General features: G+C 36.8%; 13 protein-coding genes. 1 reads left to right on the plus strand and 12 read right to left on the minus strand.

Features of this window, described 5'->3' with window-relative positions; translation table 11 throughout:
- The 12 genes from FCR06_RS14330 to FCR06_RS14385 all read right to left on the minus strand — a co-directional run.
- The coding region (locus FCR06_RS14330) for a GDP-mannose 4,6-dehydratase (protein ID WP_138500745.1) at positions 1 to 298 on the minus strand (298 nt) is incomplete at its 3' end.
- Positions 299 to 792: 494 nt separating this feature from the next.
- Positions 793 to 1593: a WecB/TagA/CpsF family glycosyltransferase gene (locus FCR06_RS14335; protein ID WP_138500747.1), complete on the minus strand. Its 801-nt coding sequence runs from the start codon at positions 1591 to 1593 to the stop codon at positions 793 to 795.
- 630 nt (positions 1594 to 2223) lie between these two features.
- A complete protein-coding gene (locus tag FCR06_RS14340) occupies positions 2224 to 3063 on the minus strand; it encodes a glycosyltransferase family 2 protein (protein WP_138500749.1) in 840 nt (279 codons plus the stop codon).
- A 33-nt stretch (positions 3064 to 3096) separates the two neighbouring features.
- Entirely contained in the window at positions 3097 to 4293 is a 1197-nt protein-coding gene (locus FCR06_RS14345; protein WP_138500751.1) for a glycosyltransferase, read from the minus strand.
- Between the two features lie 41 nt (positions 4294 to 4334).
- Entirely contained in the window at positions 4335 to 5216 is an 882-nt protein-coding gene (locus FCR06_RS14350; protein WP_138500753.1) for an FkbM family methyltransferase, read from the minus strand.
- A gap of 49 nt (positions 5217 to 5265) precedes the next feature.
- Positions 5266 to 6510 (minus strand): glycosyltransferase family 61 protein, encoded by a 1245-nt coding sequence (locus FCR06_RS14355; protein ID WP_138500755.1) that lies wholly within the window; start codon positions 6508 to 6510, stop codon positions 5266 to 5268.
- Between the two features lie 14 nt (positions 6511 to 6524).
- Positions 6525 to 7787 carry a glycosyltransferase family 4 protein gene (locus FCR06_RS14360; RefSeq protein WP_138500757.1) on the minus strand — a complete coding sequence of 421 codons (1263 nt, stop codon included), beginning with the start codon at positions 7785 to 7787 and terminating at the stop codon, positions 6525 to 6527.
- A 47-nt stretch (positions 7788 to 7834) separates the two neighbouring features.
- Positions 7835 to 9091, minus strand: a complete 1257-nt coding sequence (locus FCR06_RS14365) for an O-antigen ligase family protein (RefSeq protein WP_138500759.1) — start codon at positions 9089 to 9091, stop codon at positions 7835 to 7837.
- Between the two features lie 91 nt (positions 9092 to 9182).
- Positions 9183 to 10103, minus strand: coding sequence for a glycosyltransferase family 2 protein (locus tag FCR06_RS14370; RefSeq protein ID WP_138500761.1), 921 nt, complete (start codon positions 10101 to 10103; stop codon positions 9183 to 9185).
- A 54-nt stretch (positions 10104 to 10157) separates the two neighbouring features.
- Positions 10158 to 11474 carry a flippase gene (locus tag FCR06_RS14375; RefSeq protein WP_138500764.1) on the minus strand — a complete coding sequence of 439 codons (1317 nt, stop codon included), beginning with the start codon at positions 11472 to 11474 and terminating at the stop codon, positions 10158 to 10160.
- A gap of 84 nt (positions 11475 to 11558) precedes the next feature.
- Positions 11559 to 13742, minus strand: coding sequence for a GumC family protein (locus tag FCR06_RS14380; protein WP_138500766.1), 2184 nt, complete (start codon positions 13740 to 13742; stop codon positions 11559 to 11561).
- 36 nt (positions 13743 to 13778) lie between these two features.
- Complete coding sequence (locus FCR06_RS14385) at positions 13779 to 14195, minus strand: hypothetical protein (protein ID WP_138500768.1); 417 nt, start codon at positions 14193 to 14195, stop codon at positions 13779 to 13781.
- A 608-nt stretch (positions 14196 to 14803) separates the two neighbouring features.
- On the opposite strand from FCR06_RS14385, the gene FCR06_RS14390 reads away from it, so the two are divergent.
- The gene (locus FCR06_RS14390) at positions 14804 to 15526 is read left to right on the plus strand and encodes an FkbM family methyltransferase (RefSeq protein WP_189523426.1); all 723 of its coding nucleotides are present in this window, start codon (positions 14804 to 14806) and stop codon (positions 15524 to 15526) included.
- Positions 15527 to 15621: the final 95 nt, after the last annotated feature.

Consider the following 15621-nt stretch of genomic DNA (forward strand, 5'->3'; position numbering starts at 1 on the left):
AGTCAAAGCTGACTCGGACATGGGATTGAGCGCCCAGGTTATAGATTTCTACTGGTTGGACTTCTTCTAAGATGCGTCGCAGTGTTGTTCCATCTGTCAAATCCCCGTAGTGCAGGAATAATTGCACGCCTTGTTGGTGCGGGTCTTGGTAGATGTGGTCGATGCGGTCTGTGTTGAAGGTGGAAGTGCGTCTGATTATTCCATGAACTTCATAACCAAGTTCTAGTAAATACTCGCTTAGATATGAACCATCTTGACCTGTTATACCTGTGATTAACGCTCGCTTTTTCTGCGTCATGCTCTTTTATCCTCAGACGTTTACTACTATCACTAGAACACCGATAGACTATTCACAATCATGATCAAAAAATCAGGTTTTGTTAGATTGCAACAAATATTTGCTTAAAACAACCTGAAAACAGGGTTTATCGCTCTGGTATTTTATTAATGAATCGGTGTTCTAGTAGTACGCCAAAGCAACTTGGTGGGGGAAAAGGGGAAGAGGGAAAGGTTTTTTATCCCTTACCCGAATGGCACCAAGAAAAGCTATTTGTTGGGGTGAGGCAGGAGGCAGTTCTTGCAGGAGGCAGGAGCTTTAAATCGTTGTGCTGCAAGACTTCCAGGTTTTTGTTTTGTTTTATTTCTGCCTCCTGCCTCCTGCCTTATCTTCGTGCCATTCATCCCTTCCCCTTTTCCCTTTAATCTTTACCCAACCTCCACCTAACATTTTGGGTTGGCAGATTACTAAATTAGCTCTATCCTTTCATCCTTTTTTTTGGGCAAAGATATTAATCATATAACGTCTTTTTCGGGCAAAGGTATTGGCGAAAACCAGGACAATCTTAATTTATGCTTAAATACTAGCAGAATAAAGATGGTATTTCCGATGATGTAACGTTGCCATAAACGTTTTGGTTCCATAATCAACCGAAAAAACCACTCTAGACCAGCTTTTTGCATGAATTTTGGCGCTCTTTTTACCATGTTGGCAACTAATTCAAAGCTGACCCCGATGCCAATGGATACTGGAACACCAAGTTTTTGGTAATTGTCGTATATCCAATACTCCTGCTTTGGCGCACCTAAGCCAACAAATAGAATATCCGGTGCTGCTGCTTGAATAGCTAAGTTAATTCGTCTTAATTCGTCTGGGTCTGATTCAAATCCGTAGTAAGGACAATAAGTTCCAACAATCTTGAGGTCGGAATGTCTTGCTTCTAGAACCTGTCTAGCCTTCTTGGCAGCTCCGGGACGACCACCTAACAGAAACACTTTTAGTCCTCTGTCAGCACTGATTTTACATAAATGCTCAAACAAGTCTGTTCCATTTACCCGACCAGACAATGGTGTCTTAAAAAGCTTAGCTGCCCACAAAAGAGGAACACCATCGGGTACTACCAAAAAAGCATGGCGATATATCAGACGAAAACGAGCATCACGTTGGAGTGCCACAATATGCTGCGCATTGGGTGTAACAACGTATTTAGGAATACTTGCTGAAATTGCATGATGTGCGATCGCCTCGACTACTCGATCAAATGAGCAGTTATCTACTTCAACATCGCAGATATTTACCCTTGTTGAATAGCTCATAAATTTGTATTGGTGTTGGAGTTAATAAGTCATCAAAAAAGCACTAATTGCAACCAAAAATAAGCAATCAGCACTTCTAAAAATCACAAATGTATACGCGTTGGATTAATTATTGATAGCAATTACCTACTATCTAAATGTCATCCTTAGTGAAACATGATGTAGCGTTTATGTAGCTAACGATACACTATAGCAATCCTAAATGAGAAAGTGAAAAATATCAGTGGTGGTTGTTGACTATCAACTATTAACAGTCAACAGCAGCAATCTTTCATAAATGATTTAGGACTGTTATATGTATGTTTATGTTTTTGCCTGAAACTTTTAAACGTCTAGCTCCTGAAGGGGGCGGCGTTCCTGCCCAGCCAACCATTTCCTTGATTGGTAGGGCAGGAACGTCGCGCTCGCCTGAATGTGAAAATTCACTACGGTAGTCCTGATTTGTCAACTTATTTCTTTTTCAGCAATAGATAATACGGATTAAGCAAATTTTAAATTCATGACTGATGACTGTTGAGTATTGGGTGTGAACAATAAGATATTTTTTTATTTCTCAGTCTTTTAATCGCCTTCTAACTATTACCTATTGCCTTTTTTAATAAAAAATAAATTTTTTAAATTTGAATTTTTTTACCATGCTCCATATCGGTCTGAATATAATTTCCCAATCTTTCGTCTGATAAAGCCTTTAATTTTGATAGCGATGAACGGATCGAAATATTTAATCGGAAGCGTAGCTAATTCTCTCAAAAACCAATTGATATAAAAGTTAGAATGCTGATACTTAATATCTGATGACATTTTGTCAACAAATTTAGCAGAAACTCGCCAACTTTCTTGAATGAGTCGCAGCTTATTTGTCAGCTTACCAGTCGTCCCATCAAGTGAAAATGAGGCTAGAGGAGTATCAAGGCATTCAAATTTATATCCCCCTATATAAGCTCTAAATAAAAAATCATAATCAGCAGCCATAGGATAGTTTAAATCAAATAAACCAAGGCGATTATATACTTGTTTTTTTACAAAACAGCTAGGATGAGCAATAGTAAACTTAAAGGGCATATTCTCTAATTTACCCGGGATGAATGTACTCAGATACTCACCCTTGCAGTAATTTTTAACAGGCGAATGTATGATAGAAACTTCTGGATTTTTTCTAAATTCCTGCTCAACACTTTTTAAAGCTGCATCATTATACCAGTCATCAGAGTTTATAATACCAATTATGTTACCTGTGGCAAGAGCTATACCTTTATTCATAGCATCATAAGTCCCTTTATCTTTTTCAGAAACTATGATGTTTATTTTATTGGAGTATTTATCAATTATTTCTAAAGTTTTATCTGTTGAACTACCATCTATAAGAATGTACTCTAGCTCTGAATCTAAATTTTGATTGATAACACTTAAAATTGTCCTTTCAAGTGTTTTTTCTGAATTATAAACAGGTGTAACGATTGATATTTTCATTTTTTAATTATTAATTAGTTGGAATTAGTCTGGTTAGAAAATAGACAAAGATTTACGACCTTTTTGCCAAGCAATAGCAGTTTCATAGATACTCATTGTCATTTGATAATTCTTTTCAAGAGAGTAGCATTCATCATATTGCTTACGAGCTAAATCACCTCTATGTCGTAACTCTGTAGGCTCAGACCAAGCTAACTTAATTGTTCGAGCCAAATCTTGAGCATCTCCTGGTGTAAAGTGCCAGCCTGAAAATCCATCTTTGACAATTTCTTCAGTTGCAGCTAAGCGACCGGCAACTACAGGACTAGCTGTTGCAAAAGCTTCAGCAATAGTCATGGGAAATCCTTCATACCATTCAGAAGGAAAAACAACAAAACTGGCATTTTTCATCAAATTCAAAACATCTTCTCTTGGCAAACCTCCCAAGTACTCTACACCATTTGGTAAATTACTTTTTAGTAAAATTTCTAGCGGTCCCTGACCTACAACCTTTAAAGGAATTGGCTCATCAAGAAGATGCCAAGCCTGCAAGAGTGTTTCAATTCCCTTGTATTGAACTAGTTTTCCTACAAACAATACATATTCACCCTGATGTTCGCCTTGCTGAATGTCAGTGGTCACAAAATTAGGCTTAACTGCAATTTTTTCAGCAGGTAGGCCGCCTTCAATAAATTTCTGGCGGGCAAAGCGTGTCAAAGCGATATAAATATCTACATTGTTTTGATAAGTTCCTCGCAATCTATGAGTTACTAAACCTGCAACTGCAATAGTAGTTTGTGCTGGGCTTTTACGATAGCAACCATGAATAATGGCAGGATAAGGAATAGGTTTGCCAATACAGTCTTGGCAAACGCTTCTATCCCGAAAACAATAAGCTCCAGGACAGATAAGCTTGTAGTTGTGTAAAGTGTGAACGACAGGAATGCTTGCATCATAACAGGCAGAATATACAGAGGGGGAAATTAAAGGAATAGTGTTATGAACATGAACAATATCAGGTTGAAAGTCTTGCAATCTTTTTCGGGTTTGTAAGTAAGATTCCCCAGACCAAATTGATTCCTTAGCAATTTTCGCCTTCCGAAAAATATTGATATCATCTATGCTCGAATTATGGACAATCCACTGGTGAATTTCATGTCCATACTGCTGAAGCATTTGATTCTCAGCAGCTACGACAACTTCTTCACCACCCATATGCTGATATGCGTTATGAACTTGAAGAATTTTCATCACACTATTTCTCTAAAAAAATCTATTGACTTGATATCGTGTCAATTATTAGCCAGACGCTCACGGACAAAATCAAGATAACCATCAGCGATCGCTAAAATATTAAGACCTGTTTTTGTTTTTAAATTAATTGATATAATTTGATTTGTATCAGCATCATAATGATATAAACCATAACCATAATTCTCTAAAAAATCCACTACATCTTGCTGTGAATGACCAAGGTTTTCAACTGTATTATTTATCTCTAAAATCCAAACATGAGGGCATTGTTGTTTGAGGAGCAAAGTGCCACCTTTAAAAGCCAATAGTTCTGCTCCTTCAATATCCATTTTGGCAAGAGTCAAGCTAGGAAGAGATTGATTATCAAGTAAATTATCAAGTGTGTCAGTAGGAACTGTAATAGTATTATTAGTGGCAGTAGCAGTTATAAAAGGCATGGAATCTCCTTCAGCAATATTGAGAGCAGTAGTACCAGCTTTGTCGGATACTGCAATTGCATAAGTCTTAACTTGTTTAAATTGGTTAAGTCTAAGATTTTCTTGTAAACGAGCGTAGTTTTTTGGTAAAACTTCAAAACTATAAATTGAGCCTAAAGGAAGCTTAGATGCAGCAAGCAAAGTATAAATACCGATGTTAGCACCGATATCCATAAAAGAGTCTCCATCACGTAAATAGCGCAGTAGAAATTTCATTTCATTGTAATCATAAAGTCCGCAGTGAATGATACAATCACTTGAGTGGCTTTCAGGAAAACAACGAACTTTGACATTTGGTAATATTTGAATGTCAAGATAATGATTAGTCGAGCTTTTATATAGCTTCCATCCCAAATATTTTAAAACTGAGAAGATTTGCTGGTTTTTAGTATTAGGATGGTTCCAAATATATTTTAGTGATTGAATGGCATGAATATTTTTCATAATTAAAAAAAATCAATTTCTGTAATAGTTTTTTACTTTGACTAAAAAACTATGATTTAATTAATAGATTAAATTGCTCTACAAGGCTTTTAAGATTGGTAATATCCACTATTAAGTCACCTCTTGTTTCCCTAATCTTTTGGCTGTAAGACTGATGACATTCAAGGCAACCATGCTGAAAACCTAGTATTTGTGATGGAACAAAATAACCTGAACTAACCCAAGGAGTAACAAATTCAATCACAGTTGTATTTTTAGGTGAAAATATCATATTTGTTAGACCTGCACCGTGGGGAGCAATAATATTTTTGGCAGTTGAAAAGAGTTTGACTTGCTCTATAAAACTCTTACCTTCCAAACTGTAACTGACAAATCCTAGTGGTTTTAAAAATTCCATTACTTCATCTTCATTAATTACTCGCCGACCTGATGCTTTGGCGCGAGAAATATATATATTCGGTGAATAAGAAATTTGATTACCTTTGCTAATAGGAAGATTACTAAGGATACGTTGTCTTAGCCAATATAACGAACTAGGTGCTACCCACTCTCCTTGTCGTCGAAAGCTTGGTACAATTAATTTTTTCACTTTTGCTTTAGAAATATTCCACTCTATGTAATCCTCTGGTTGATAACCTAAAAGTTTCAAAGACTCTATTTGCCATGAAGTGGGGTGAGAATTAATAATTAATAGAGGCTGATAACCAGTTTGTTGTTGATAATATTCAACACCTTCTATTCGTGTTAAGCAGTCCACTATCCAGTGATAATAATTTTTGCTCCAGTGATTGACTAATGAACAGACTGTATCAAATTGAATACTTTTGAATTCAGGTATAGTTTTGATAAATAAAGTTATTATAGGTAATCCACCTTCAAATCTATGATTTAAATACTCTTTTGGTGGCAAAGTCGATGGCGAAATAATATTTCCATCTTCATTAAAACCTACAGCTTTAGAACCTATCAATTCAGCATTATTAACTTCAGATATCCAAGGTTTAAATAAAGTAAACTCTTGATTAGACCTATCTTTTATTCCTATTGGAGTTTCTCCAACAACATAACTGTTGCCAGTTTTTATATATTCTGTATTACCAAATGCAATGGTATAGTGCTTGTCATCGTCGGCTCGTAGTTCGCTGTTTGTTACTATTCGTATTTTAAGTATTTTCAAAATCAGCGGTAATAACAATTGTTCTCGCGAACTGCTACGTAACAACTTTCCAATTATTATAAAAATTTGCCATAGACTCTGATTAATTAAATTATTTTTAATTTGGGATGAAAACATATATTTTAACTTGCTCAAAAATTGGAATTATATTCTTTCAAAATGCTAGTGTAAAGAGAAGCATAGCGATGTGCTTGCAATTCTAGAGTGAATTCTTGTTCAACTTTTTTCCGAGCGCGATCGCAGAGTTTTTGACGCCGCTCTTTATCTTCTAATACCCAAGCAATTCCTTGAGCTAAATCTTCAATTTCAAAGGGTTGAGCCAAATAACCATTTCTTAGGTGTTCAATCATATCTGGCATTCCGCCAATATTGAAAGCAACACAAGGAGTACCACACGCTAATGCTTCCATGACAGTATTTGGTAAGTTGTCTTGAATTGATGGGGCGATAAAAACATCTACTGCGGCATAAAGTAAAGCTAAGGAAACATCATCATTAAATTTACCTAAATAACAAGATTTAAAACCAAATTCTGGTGGATTTAGGGGTTGAGAAGAACCAAAAATAACTAGTTCTAAGCGATCGCTCCATCCAGATTTACTCAAACTTTGTAGTGCTGGTAGCAGCAAGTGAAATCCTTTCCTGTGATTGCTAGTACCATTTACCGCTCCAAATAGTACTAAATGTTTATCCTGAGGTAAATTCAGTTGCTCTCTTGCTATTTGCCGATTGGTTGGTTTGTATTTATTGATATCAAGGGCGGTGGGGATTACTTCTACTCGTGTAGATTTGAATAAAGAACTAGCTTGAGCTTCTTTCGCTAACCATCTACTAGGAGTAATAATCGTGAAATCTAGATTTTTCCAGTATTTGGCTTTACTTTGCCACTGCCAACGGGAGAGATCCAAGTTGCGATCGCTCCCCAGTTGAGGACAAGTTCCACATGAATTTATATAGCGATCGCAATTTTGATTGTAATGGCAACCACCAGTAAAAGCCCACATATCATGAAGCGTCCATATTAATGGCTTTTTCAAGCTAGCGATGGTTCTAATTTGCAGATAACTTTCGCAGATAAAATGTAGATTAATCACATCAGGAGCAAGCTTTTTAACTTTGGCAGCAATTCTATCTGGAAGCCATGAAGAAGAATATTCAGATGTCTTTCTGTTGGGATAAAGTTTTAGTGGTAGCCTACTGAAACGAGGTCTTAACTTACTTAGTTCCTTACCTATTTTATTTTGCGGACTAATAACTGTTGAATCGTTACTCTCTTGAATTTGCACCAACATCTGAGAATTAATACCAATACCTATCAATCCTTGGTGTAGACGGTAAGCAGCACGAGATGCTCCTCCGTTTAAATCAGAACTATTTAAAAGTACAACTTTCATTTATTATCTAACTCATATAATTTATATTAATAATAAATATTTAAATATTATTTAAACATATTTCGACAATAAATAGTCGATAGATTGATTGCAACATATACTGACCAAAGTGTATGAGGCGATATAAAGGTTAATAAATCAGTATAATTAGACAATAACATAACTATGATGTACTCAAGCATCCAAAAACTTGTTATGGTTCGAGTTGAGAAAATTAAGTTCATGATTCTCACTAATAGAGTCAAAAAATTAATACTAAATAGTATTAATCCTACAAAACCCAGTTGTAAAAAAAGTTCTATAAATCCATTGTGAGAGTGAAAGTCACCACTTAACGAATTACGTCCCCATGTTACGTTTCTGATAGCTGCACCCTCAGAGGTTTCCCAAAATGCCTGATATCCATAGCCGAGCCAGGGTCTTTTGAAACCGCTTTCAATCGCTAAATTCCATACGGGTACACGCCCATTTAAATCGGGAGGTTTATTAAGAACATCTACAATTAGTGTGTCCCAAGCACCGTAAATACTTGCCTGGTTATCTATTGCTAATATGGCAATACTACCAAGACTTAATACAGTAATTAAATATATAATTGCACGAGATTTAGGAAATAATTTTGCAATTAAAAAGGTTGGTAAAATCAGCAGTGAAATGGCAAAGCAAACCCAAGCAGTTTTGCTTTTAGAAAGCACTATCAAAGCAAACGTCAGGCTAAATCCAAGCCACATAATCCAGCGAAACTTTTTATTAGTAGCAGTAAGTAGTAGAAATAAAATTGCTCCTTGAAGCATTATGCGGCCTAAATATTGTTTGTGTGCAGAAAGACCCCTCCATGAATACTCATCGTTGATTGTAGTTATGCCATAGGATGGCATGGCTAAAGTAATTACTATGTTTAAAACGGCTAATATACCAAATATCCAGGCTAGTAATTGCATCAAATCTTTAGGTTTGTAGTATGCAGCCAGATATATTCCAAACAAAGTTGAGCGTAGTAAACCCTTCAATTTTTCCAAAGTAAAGCTTGGAACATCAGACCAGAAAATGGACAAAAATGTAATTCCAACTAATAACAGTAAAGATATGTCTTTTGTAGCAACATAAGTGCATCGCTTCCAACGAAAAATGATCAAACTAAATATAATCACGTAGCTGATAACATTGATAAATCCACGTAAAAAAAACAGATCGGTATCAAAGAAGCTGACAAACAATACAAAAACGCCAATATATTCCAGTTTTCTGTATAAGTAATTGAGAAATTTATTATATCTAGAAACACCCACAGATGAAGCATTCATTAAAATATGCCTGTGTTCTTAAACTTTTTCTTAAAATAAACACCCATCGAGAATAGCCTGCAACCAGAATATCAAAATGTCTTTTTTATTCTTAATGTTTATCAGCTTTCAGTATCTTCTTAATTTTCTGTTTGAACACTTGCCACTGAGTTTCGTTAAATAAAGTCCTTTGAGTAAAATCATCTGCCTTAGTATCTCGAAATACAAACGGTGGATGCTTGAGAGGAAACTCTATTGGTTCAGTTGGCATATTATCATGGGGACTTTTTTGCTGAGAATTAATATTAGTTGAATCACCTTGAAAACCAATATTAGAAATTAAGTTGACATTGGAAATAATACCTAAACGATTTTGTATCCAGGAAGCAAATGTCCATTGATAACTCCAAACAGTGCCTAGAGGATTATCATAGACCTGCTGAAGCCTGTTGTTCCAATAATTAACAGCTTTGGGGTCTAATAATATATCATTTAAAAAATTTCCTGTTTGAATTTCTGGCCAGTTTTTGATATAGATGTCAAAGTCCTGCCACGCACGTCTCCAGGTTGCCCATCCCCAGCAATGGTTATAGCGTGAAAAGTAGTAGCTATAATTAGTCCTTTTACGCCCAAACTGAACATTTTGCCCAGAAATTGAGGCAATTCGGTTATCATATCTATATTGATAAAGCAATTCTTCACAAAAGGGAAAAAATGTCGGATGAGGTACGCAATCATCTTCTAAAATAATTGCTTCCTCAACTTGCTCAAAAACCCAATTTAAGCCACTACTAATTCTTTTGGCACAGCCTAAATTGACATCAGAGTAGTTAGCGATAACTTTGCAATCCCAATCAACCTGCTGAATAATTGCACGAGCAGCTTCACATTTTTCTGCTTCACCTGGATGATCGCTGCGTGCTGCATCTGCAATTACAAAAAGTTTTTGTGGTTTCGCTTGACGAATTGCTTCAAATACTTTTTTAGTGGTGTGTGGACGTTTAAAAATGATAAAAACAACAGGTGTGAACATAGCTATTTTTAATTATTACTTTAGTTTTAAAAATATTTTTTAGGAAAAATAAGATTATTGTCGTTTGAAGAAAGATTGCATTTGAAGCTTAAAGATTCTTTTACTTTTTGGATGAAAAGCATTAACTAAAACTGAACCAAATGCATAAGAAATTACAGTAGCGATCGCTGCTCCCATTCCTGAATAACTAGGAATGAGAAATAGATTTAATACCACATTAATAATTGCACCAATCAAAGTTCGGCGTAGATAAAGATGAGTCAAGCCTTCAGCAATAAACCAGGGTGATGCTCCTACTCCCAGAAAGACAAACAAAGAAGCCCAGATATGAATTGCCAATATGTTTGCCGCAGCTGCATAACCATCGCCAAACAGTATGGAAATTATCGATCCCGATAAGAATGACATTGGTAAGGCGATTGTCATCGAAATCAGCACCATCAGACGTAGTAATTGTTTGATGCGCTGATAGTAAACTTCTTCACTGGTTTGTTTGGCTGTAAAAATTGCTGGAGACACCGAAGAAACGATCGCTGTGGGGATAAAATACCAAACCTCAGAAATCCGAGATGCAGCTGAGTAAATTCCGACGGCACGATCGCCAACCATTTCCCCTAACATAATCTGGTCGATTCTCATGTAAATCATGATTGTCACACCAGAAAGAATTAGAGGCCAACTCTCTTTGAGAAGAGTCTTAGCAACTGGAAAACTCCAACGCCATAACCGCAACGAGTAGCCTTTAATCTTGTAAGCGATCGCCAAACCCATCGCACCTAACGCCATTTCTCCAACTGTCATCCAAGCAAAAGCAATCAATGGTGCTTGCATCTTAATCAGAGCGACTTTGATTAGAGTAATAATAATAAACGCTGTATTTTTAGCAACTACGGTGTACTTCGATTGCACCTGAGACTGAAACCAAAAGTCAATCGTATCGAAAGCCTGAAATATTCCTGCGCTTCCTAAAATTGCTACCAGCAAGATAGTCATTTTATCATCTTGGCGTAACACATATATGGCACTAATTGCTAACAATAAAGAACTTACTCCACCGAACAATTTGAGCCAGAAACTAGTCCCTAAAATATTCTGTTTGCCCGATGAGTCATGCACAATATCCCGGATTACTACATTGTCTAAGCCTAGTGTGGCAAAGGAACTGAATAAGGCGACAAAGGCAGTGGCGTAGTTCAAAAGACCGTATTGCTGTACTCCCAAGTAGCGAGCAATCCAAACTCCTACAATTAGACCTACACCCATACGAAGAATGCGATCGACAAATAACCACCCTGTATTTGCAATAATTGCACCCAGACCAGAGCGAGATTTTAGGAATGATAACTGCTGAACTTTCAATTTGCCTAGCATAAGCTTCAAACCTGCTCGTGGTTTATTTAACAAAATGATGAAAAATCGGGCATGGCGATCGCTTTAAGATACTTCGATAATTTCTCATCGATTCGAGCGTACAGTTAGAGATTTTCGTGACAAATTCGACTCAACTGATTCTCTAGAGTAGTAGAAGTAGCTATCAGGCTCTCGTTTGATATTCACACCATTAATTACCATCCCTAAAACTTGTTGCCCTGATTGTCTGAGAAACTCTTTAGCCGCACTGGCAGTGTCATAGTTAACTACTCCAGGACGAACTACCAGCAAGATACCGTCAGCTAATTTATTTAAAAGCGCAGCATCTAGCATTCCCGCCAAGGCAGGAGTATCGAAAATTACGAAATCATACTCCTGTGTAAAAGAACCGACTAGTCCAGCCATCCTTTGGGAATCTAACAACGCTGCTGGGTTCGGAGGTACAACTCCAGAAGGCAGAACGTAGAGGTTTGGCATCACTTGCTGTACGGCTACATTTAAAGCAACTTGGTCAACCATGACATTTGATAGCCCGACTGCATTTGTCATTTGCCAAATGTGATGCTGCATGGGATGGCGCATATTGGCATCCACCAGTAGTACTCGTTGTCCCAATTGAGCCATTGTCACAGCTAAATTTGCAGCCACCTCAGACTTGCCCTCTTTGGGTACAGAACTGGTAACCACAATAGCTTTTAGCTTTTTATCAGAATTTAGAAACTGTAAGTTGGCTTGCAGCATTTGGTATGCATCTCCAACAGGATGGAGGGGAATTTCTCTACCAATTATTCTGGGAATCTGTTGCTCTAGAGAWCTCCTTTTGATATTCTTACCCACTGAAGGAATCACCCCTAGTAAGGTGTATTGGAATAATTCCCTCGCTTCTTTCACCGTCTTCACAAAGCTGTCAATTAAATCTAAAGTAAAGGCAGCAATCAGAGCAAGCATCACACCCAGAACAGCACCGGCCCCTATAATTATCAATTTGCGAGGCCCTGAGGATTCATCTGGAACTAACGCAGGTGAGATGATGCGGGCATTTCCAATATTTTGATTCTCTGCTAGCTGGACTTCTTGCAGTTTTGTCAAAAGTGCTTCGTAAGTTGTTTGAGCCGCTTTCAACTTTCGCTCAAGCTGGCGCTGAGTCTGTTCAAGTCTCGGTAAAACATTTACTCGTTTTTTGTAAGCGTACCACTTATTAGTGAGTGTAGTAATTTGTTCGGCTAATCCTGCACGTTCTGTCTCGGCAGTAGCAAAATCTTGAATTAAAGTTTGGCGTAGTGCTCCAATCTGTAAATTTTCTGGAGAAATTTGTTGATTGCTCCCTATGTTTTGGTCTATACGAGTTTGTAGTAAGTTCTTAAGGCCAATAATTTTTTCTTGCAAGCCGATAATAGTAGGGTGAGTTGGCTGCAAACGGGTTTGCTCAATCGCCAACTGGTCTTGTGCTTCTTGAAGTTGAGTAAGTACTTCCTGAATTCCAGGTATTTGACTCAAAGAGGCAAAGGTCACAGATTGCTGTGAATCAATACTTGCCTGATATTGCAATTTTTGTACCCGAGCATTAACATTCACAAATTGAGCTTGGGCATCAGAAATTTGCTGTTCTAAGGTGAAAATTGTCTGGACTGCTAAAGGTGTCTCTGTTTCCAGAGCAATTATTTTATTTTCCTCTTTAAATTTACGTAGGTTCGACTCTGCTTCTCTGACAGCTGCTTCAGTGCCAGGAATTTCTTTGCCGATAAACTTACGCGCTGAAACTGCCTCAGCTCGATTAGCTTCTATATTATTCTTGATATAAGCTCTCATCAGTTGGTTGACAACTTCGGCAGCTAAAACTGGATCTTTATCTGTATAGGAAATTTGTAAAATCTCAGTTCCTTTGGCATTTTCTATCTTAAGTTTTTGAGTAAAATCCTGAATTCTCAAAGGTTCACCTTGATTATCTATGAGATTAAGTGTTTTAATAGTTTCCTGAAGAACTGGAACAGATGTCACAATCTTTGCTTGGGTTTCTAAAGGATTATTTGTAGTAGTTAAAGTTTCTAGCCTGCCGATCGCTTCTCCTAAACCAGTTAAGGAGGAGGTCTCATTCGTCCTAATCAACAAACTTCCATCTGCTTTATATGATGGTTTCATTGAGTATGCAAATAAGGATGCGAAGGTAGTAGCTATTACAAAAATTCCCACTGTAGTTAGCCAGCGTCGTTGTAAAACGAGTAGATATTTTTGAAAATCTATCTCTTCAAAGTTGGGTTTAGACTCCATAATCGCAAGATATTGATTGTATTGATATTAAACTCTTCACCGGAAATCCTTGGTGCAGTTATAGCAGATTATTCGAGCTTGTCTTTTAGTAAACTCTCCTACAGAAGGGTTTCCATGAGGATGAATTACGCCACTTACTTGTTGCCACAGTTGTGAGGGTGCGATCGCCACTTCATAGCTACGATTACACTTTTTGACGTAATACCACTTTGTTTGCTGGCAGCGATCGCACCAAAATTCTTCTAACCATTCTCCTTCTAAGGGAATAGCTGTTTTACTTGCCACTAAAATTAGTGCATTCTGGCGTCCTACCCCCCTTTGTTGGAGTTGTTCTACTCGGTCGGCATACAATTTATACTTTTGACTCACACTATGCAAGTAGCATCCATGAATTGGACAGTAAATAGCCCGTCGCTTTGAACGTTTACGATTTTGGTGACACTTATTCTGCAATTAGACCTCACTTATTGGTAGACACACCATTAATAAGGTTAGCTGGAGGGACTGAGATATCAAAAATCATCGAAGCCCAACTCCTAAATCAAACATCAGTTATTTAATTACACTCAAAGATTTTGATGAATTACTAATCAGTTATCAAAAATTTTATATCTGATTTTTTACTCTGTCAAAAATAAAATAAACTTCTACCCCTGACACTTAATAATCATTCTAGACAGAGGAATAGGAGATTAATATTAATCATTGAGGTAGGCATTTATCAAAAATTCCTTAATATTTCAGACTTTTCTTGAGCCAAGCTTAAAAATACTTTTTGTCCTATCCGCAAGAAAAATGTTGCTCTGGTTCTTTTAAGAAGGTAGCATTATATTTACTCAATTGTACTTATACCTAAAGAAATAAAAAATTGATTTTTTTGCTGATTTAGGTATTATTTTATACTATAACATTTTTAAAGTCATTTTCTATGCAGATTTGCTATCAAAAATAATTAATAATATACCTAGAGATAGATTTTGTATTTGGCAAGTAACTCTTATTGTTTGTAACAAGCATTCTAATATAAAGTTAATATCACTCAGAAATGGAGCAGGGATAAAGTGAAAATACGACTGGTTTCTGGGGTATTTCAGAAAGTATCTCGCCGCGTATTTCAACTACTGAGGATAGATGAAATAACTGGTACAAAAATCTTATCGCGCAACGATTTATTACATATAGGTACAGATTATGGTGGCTGGGTAGTTCCTAAAGAGCTACTTAATGCAGATTCTATATGCTACTGCGTTGGTTGTGGCGAAGACATTACATTTGACTTGGGTTTGATAGAGGAATTTAACTGCTACGTCTACGCTTTTGATCCTACTCCTCGTGCAGTCAAGCACGTTAGAGAACATGCTGGCGATTATCATAAGTATTATTTCTTTGATATTGGGCTGTGGGATCGACAGGAAAAATTACGGTTTTATGCACCAAAAAATCCAGCACACGTATCACACTCTGCCTTAAATCTACAAAAAACAGAAGAGTTCTTTGAGGCTCAGGTAGATAGATTGGTGAATGTAATGCACAACAACGCACACACTCATCTCGACTTACTAAAACTAGACATTGAGGGAGCCGAGTATCAGGTCGTAAAGTCGATTATTGAGGACAAATTGAATATTAAAATATTATGCATTGAATACGACGAATGCTTTAACCCCTTAGATACAAACTATAAAGATAGAGTCAAACAGTCAGTAGCGAGTATCCTGCAATTTGGATACTCACTTGTCTATGCTCAAGCTAATGGAAATTATACGTTTGTCAAAAACGTATAGTAAAATGAGCTTTTGTCATTTTTTGGCAAACAGTTTAGATACTGGTTAATTTAGACTCGATTCAAATTAAAGAATGTTACTTTTGTAAACTTACA

This window comes from Nostoc sp. PA-18-2419 (assembly GCF_005869855.1).
Taxonomy (GTDB): domain Bacteria; phylum Cyanobacteriota; class Cyanobacteriia; order Cyanobacteriales; family Nostocaceae; genus Nostoc.

What these genes read in the sequence shown, in the direction of transcription:
- FCR06_RS14350 (WP_138500753.1), bottom strand. Translation starts at nt 5,216, where the DNA reads ATGAAAAATATTCATGCCATTCAATCACTAAAATATATTTGGAACCAT.
- FCR06_RS14335 (WP_138500747.1), bottom strand. Translation starts at nt 1,593, where the DNA reads ATGAGCTATTCAACAAGGGTAAATATCTGCGATGTTGAAGTAGATAAC.
- FCR06_RS14365 (WP_138500759.1), bottom strand. Translation starts at nt 9,091, where the DNA reads ATGAATGCTTCATCTGTGGGTGTTTCTAGATATAATAAATTTCTCAAT.
- FCR06_RS14375 (WP_138500764.1), bottom strand. Translation starts at nt 11,474, where the DNA reads ATGCTAGGCAAATTGAAAGTTCAGCAGTTATCATTCCTAAAATCTCGC.
- FCR06_RS14345 (WP_138500751.1), bottom strand. Translation starts at nt 4,293, where the DNA reads ATGAAAATTCTTCAAGTTCATAACGCATATCAGCATATGGGTGGTGAA.
- FCR06_RS14355 (WP_138500755.1), bottom strand. Translation starts at nt 6,510, where the DNA reads ATGTTTTCATCCCAAATTAAAAATAATTTAATTAATCAGAGTCTATGG.
- FCR06_RS14360 (WP_138500757.1), bottom strand. Translation starts at nt 7,787, where the DNA reads ATGAAAGTTGTACTTTTAAATAGTTCTGATTTAAACGGAGGAGCATCT.
- FCR06_RS14340 (WP_138500749.1), bottom strand. Translation starts at nt 3,063, where the DNA reads ATGAAAATATCAATCGTTACACCTGTTTATAATTCAGAAAAAACACTT.
- FCR06_RS14370 (WP_138500761.1), bottom strand. Translation starts at nt 10,103, where the DNA reads ATGTTCACACCTGTTGTTTTTATCATTTTTAAACGTCCACACACCACT.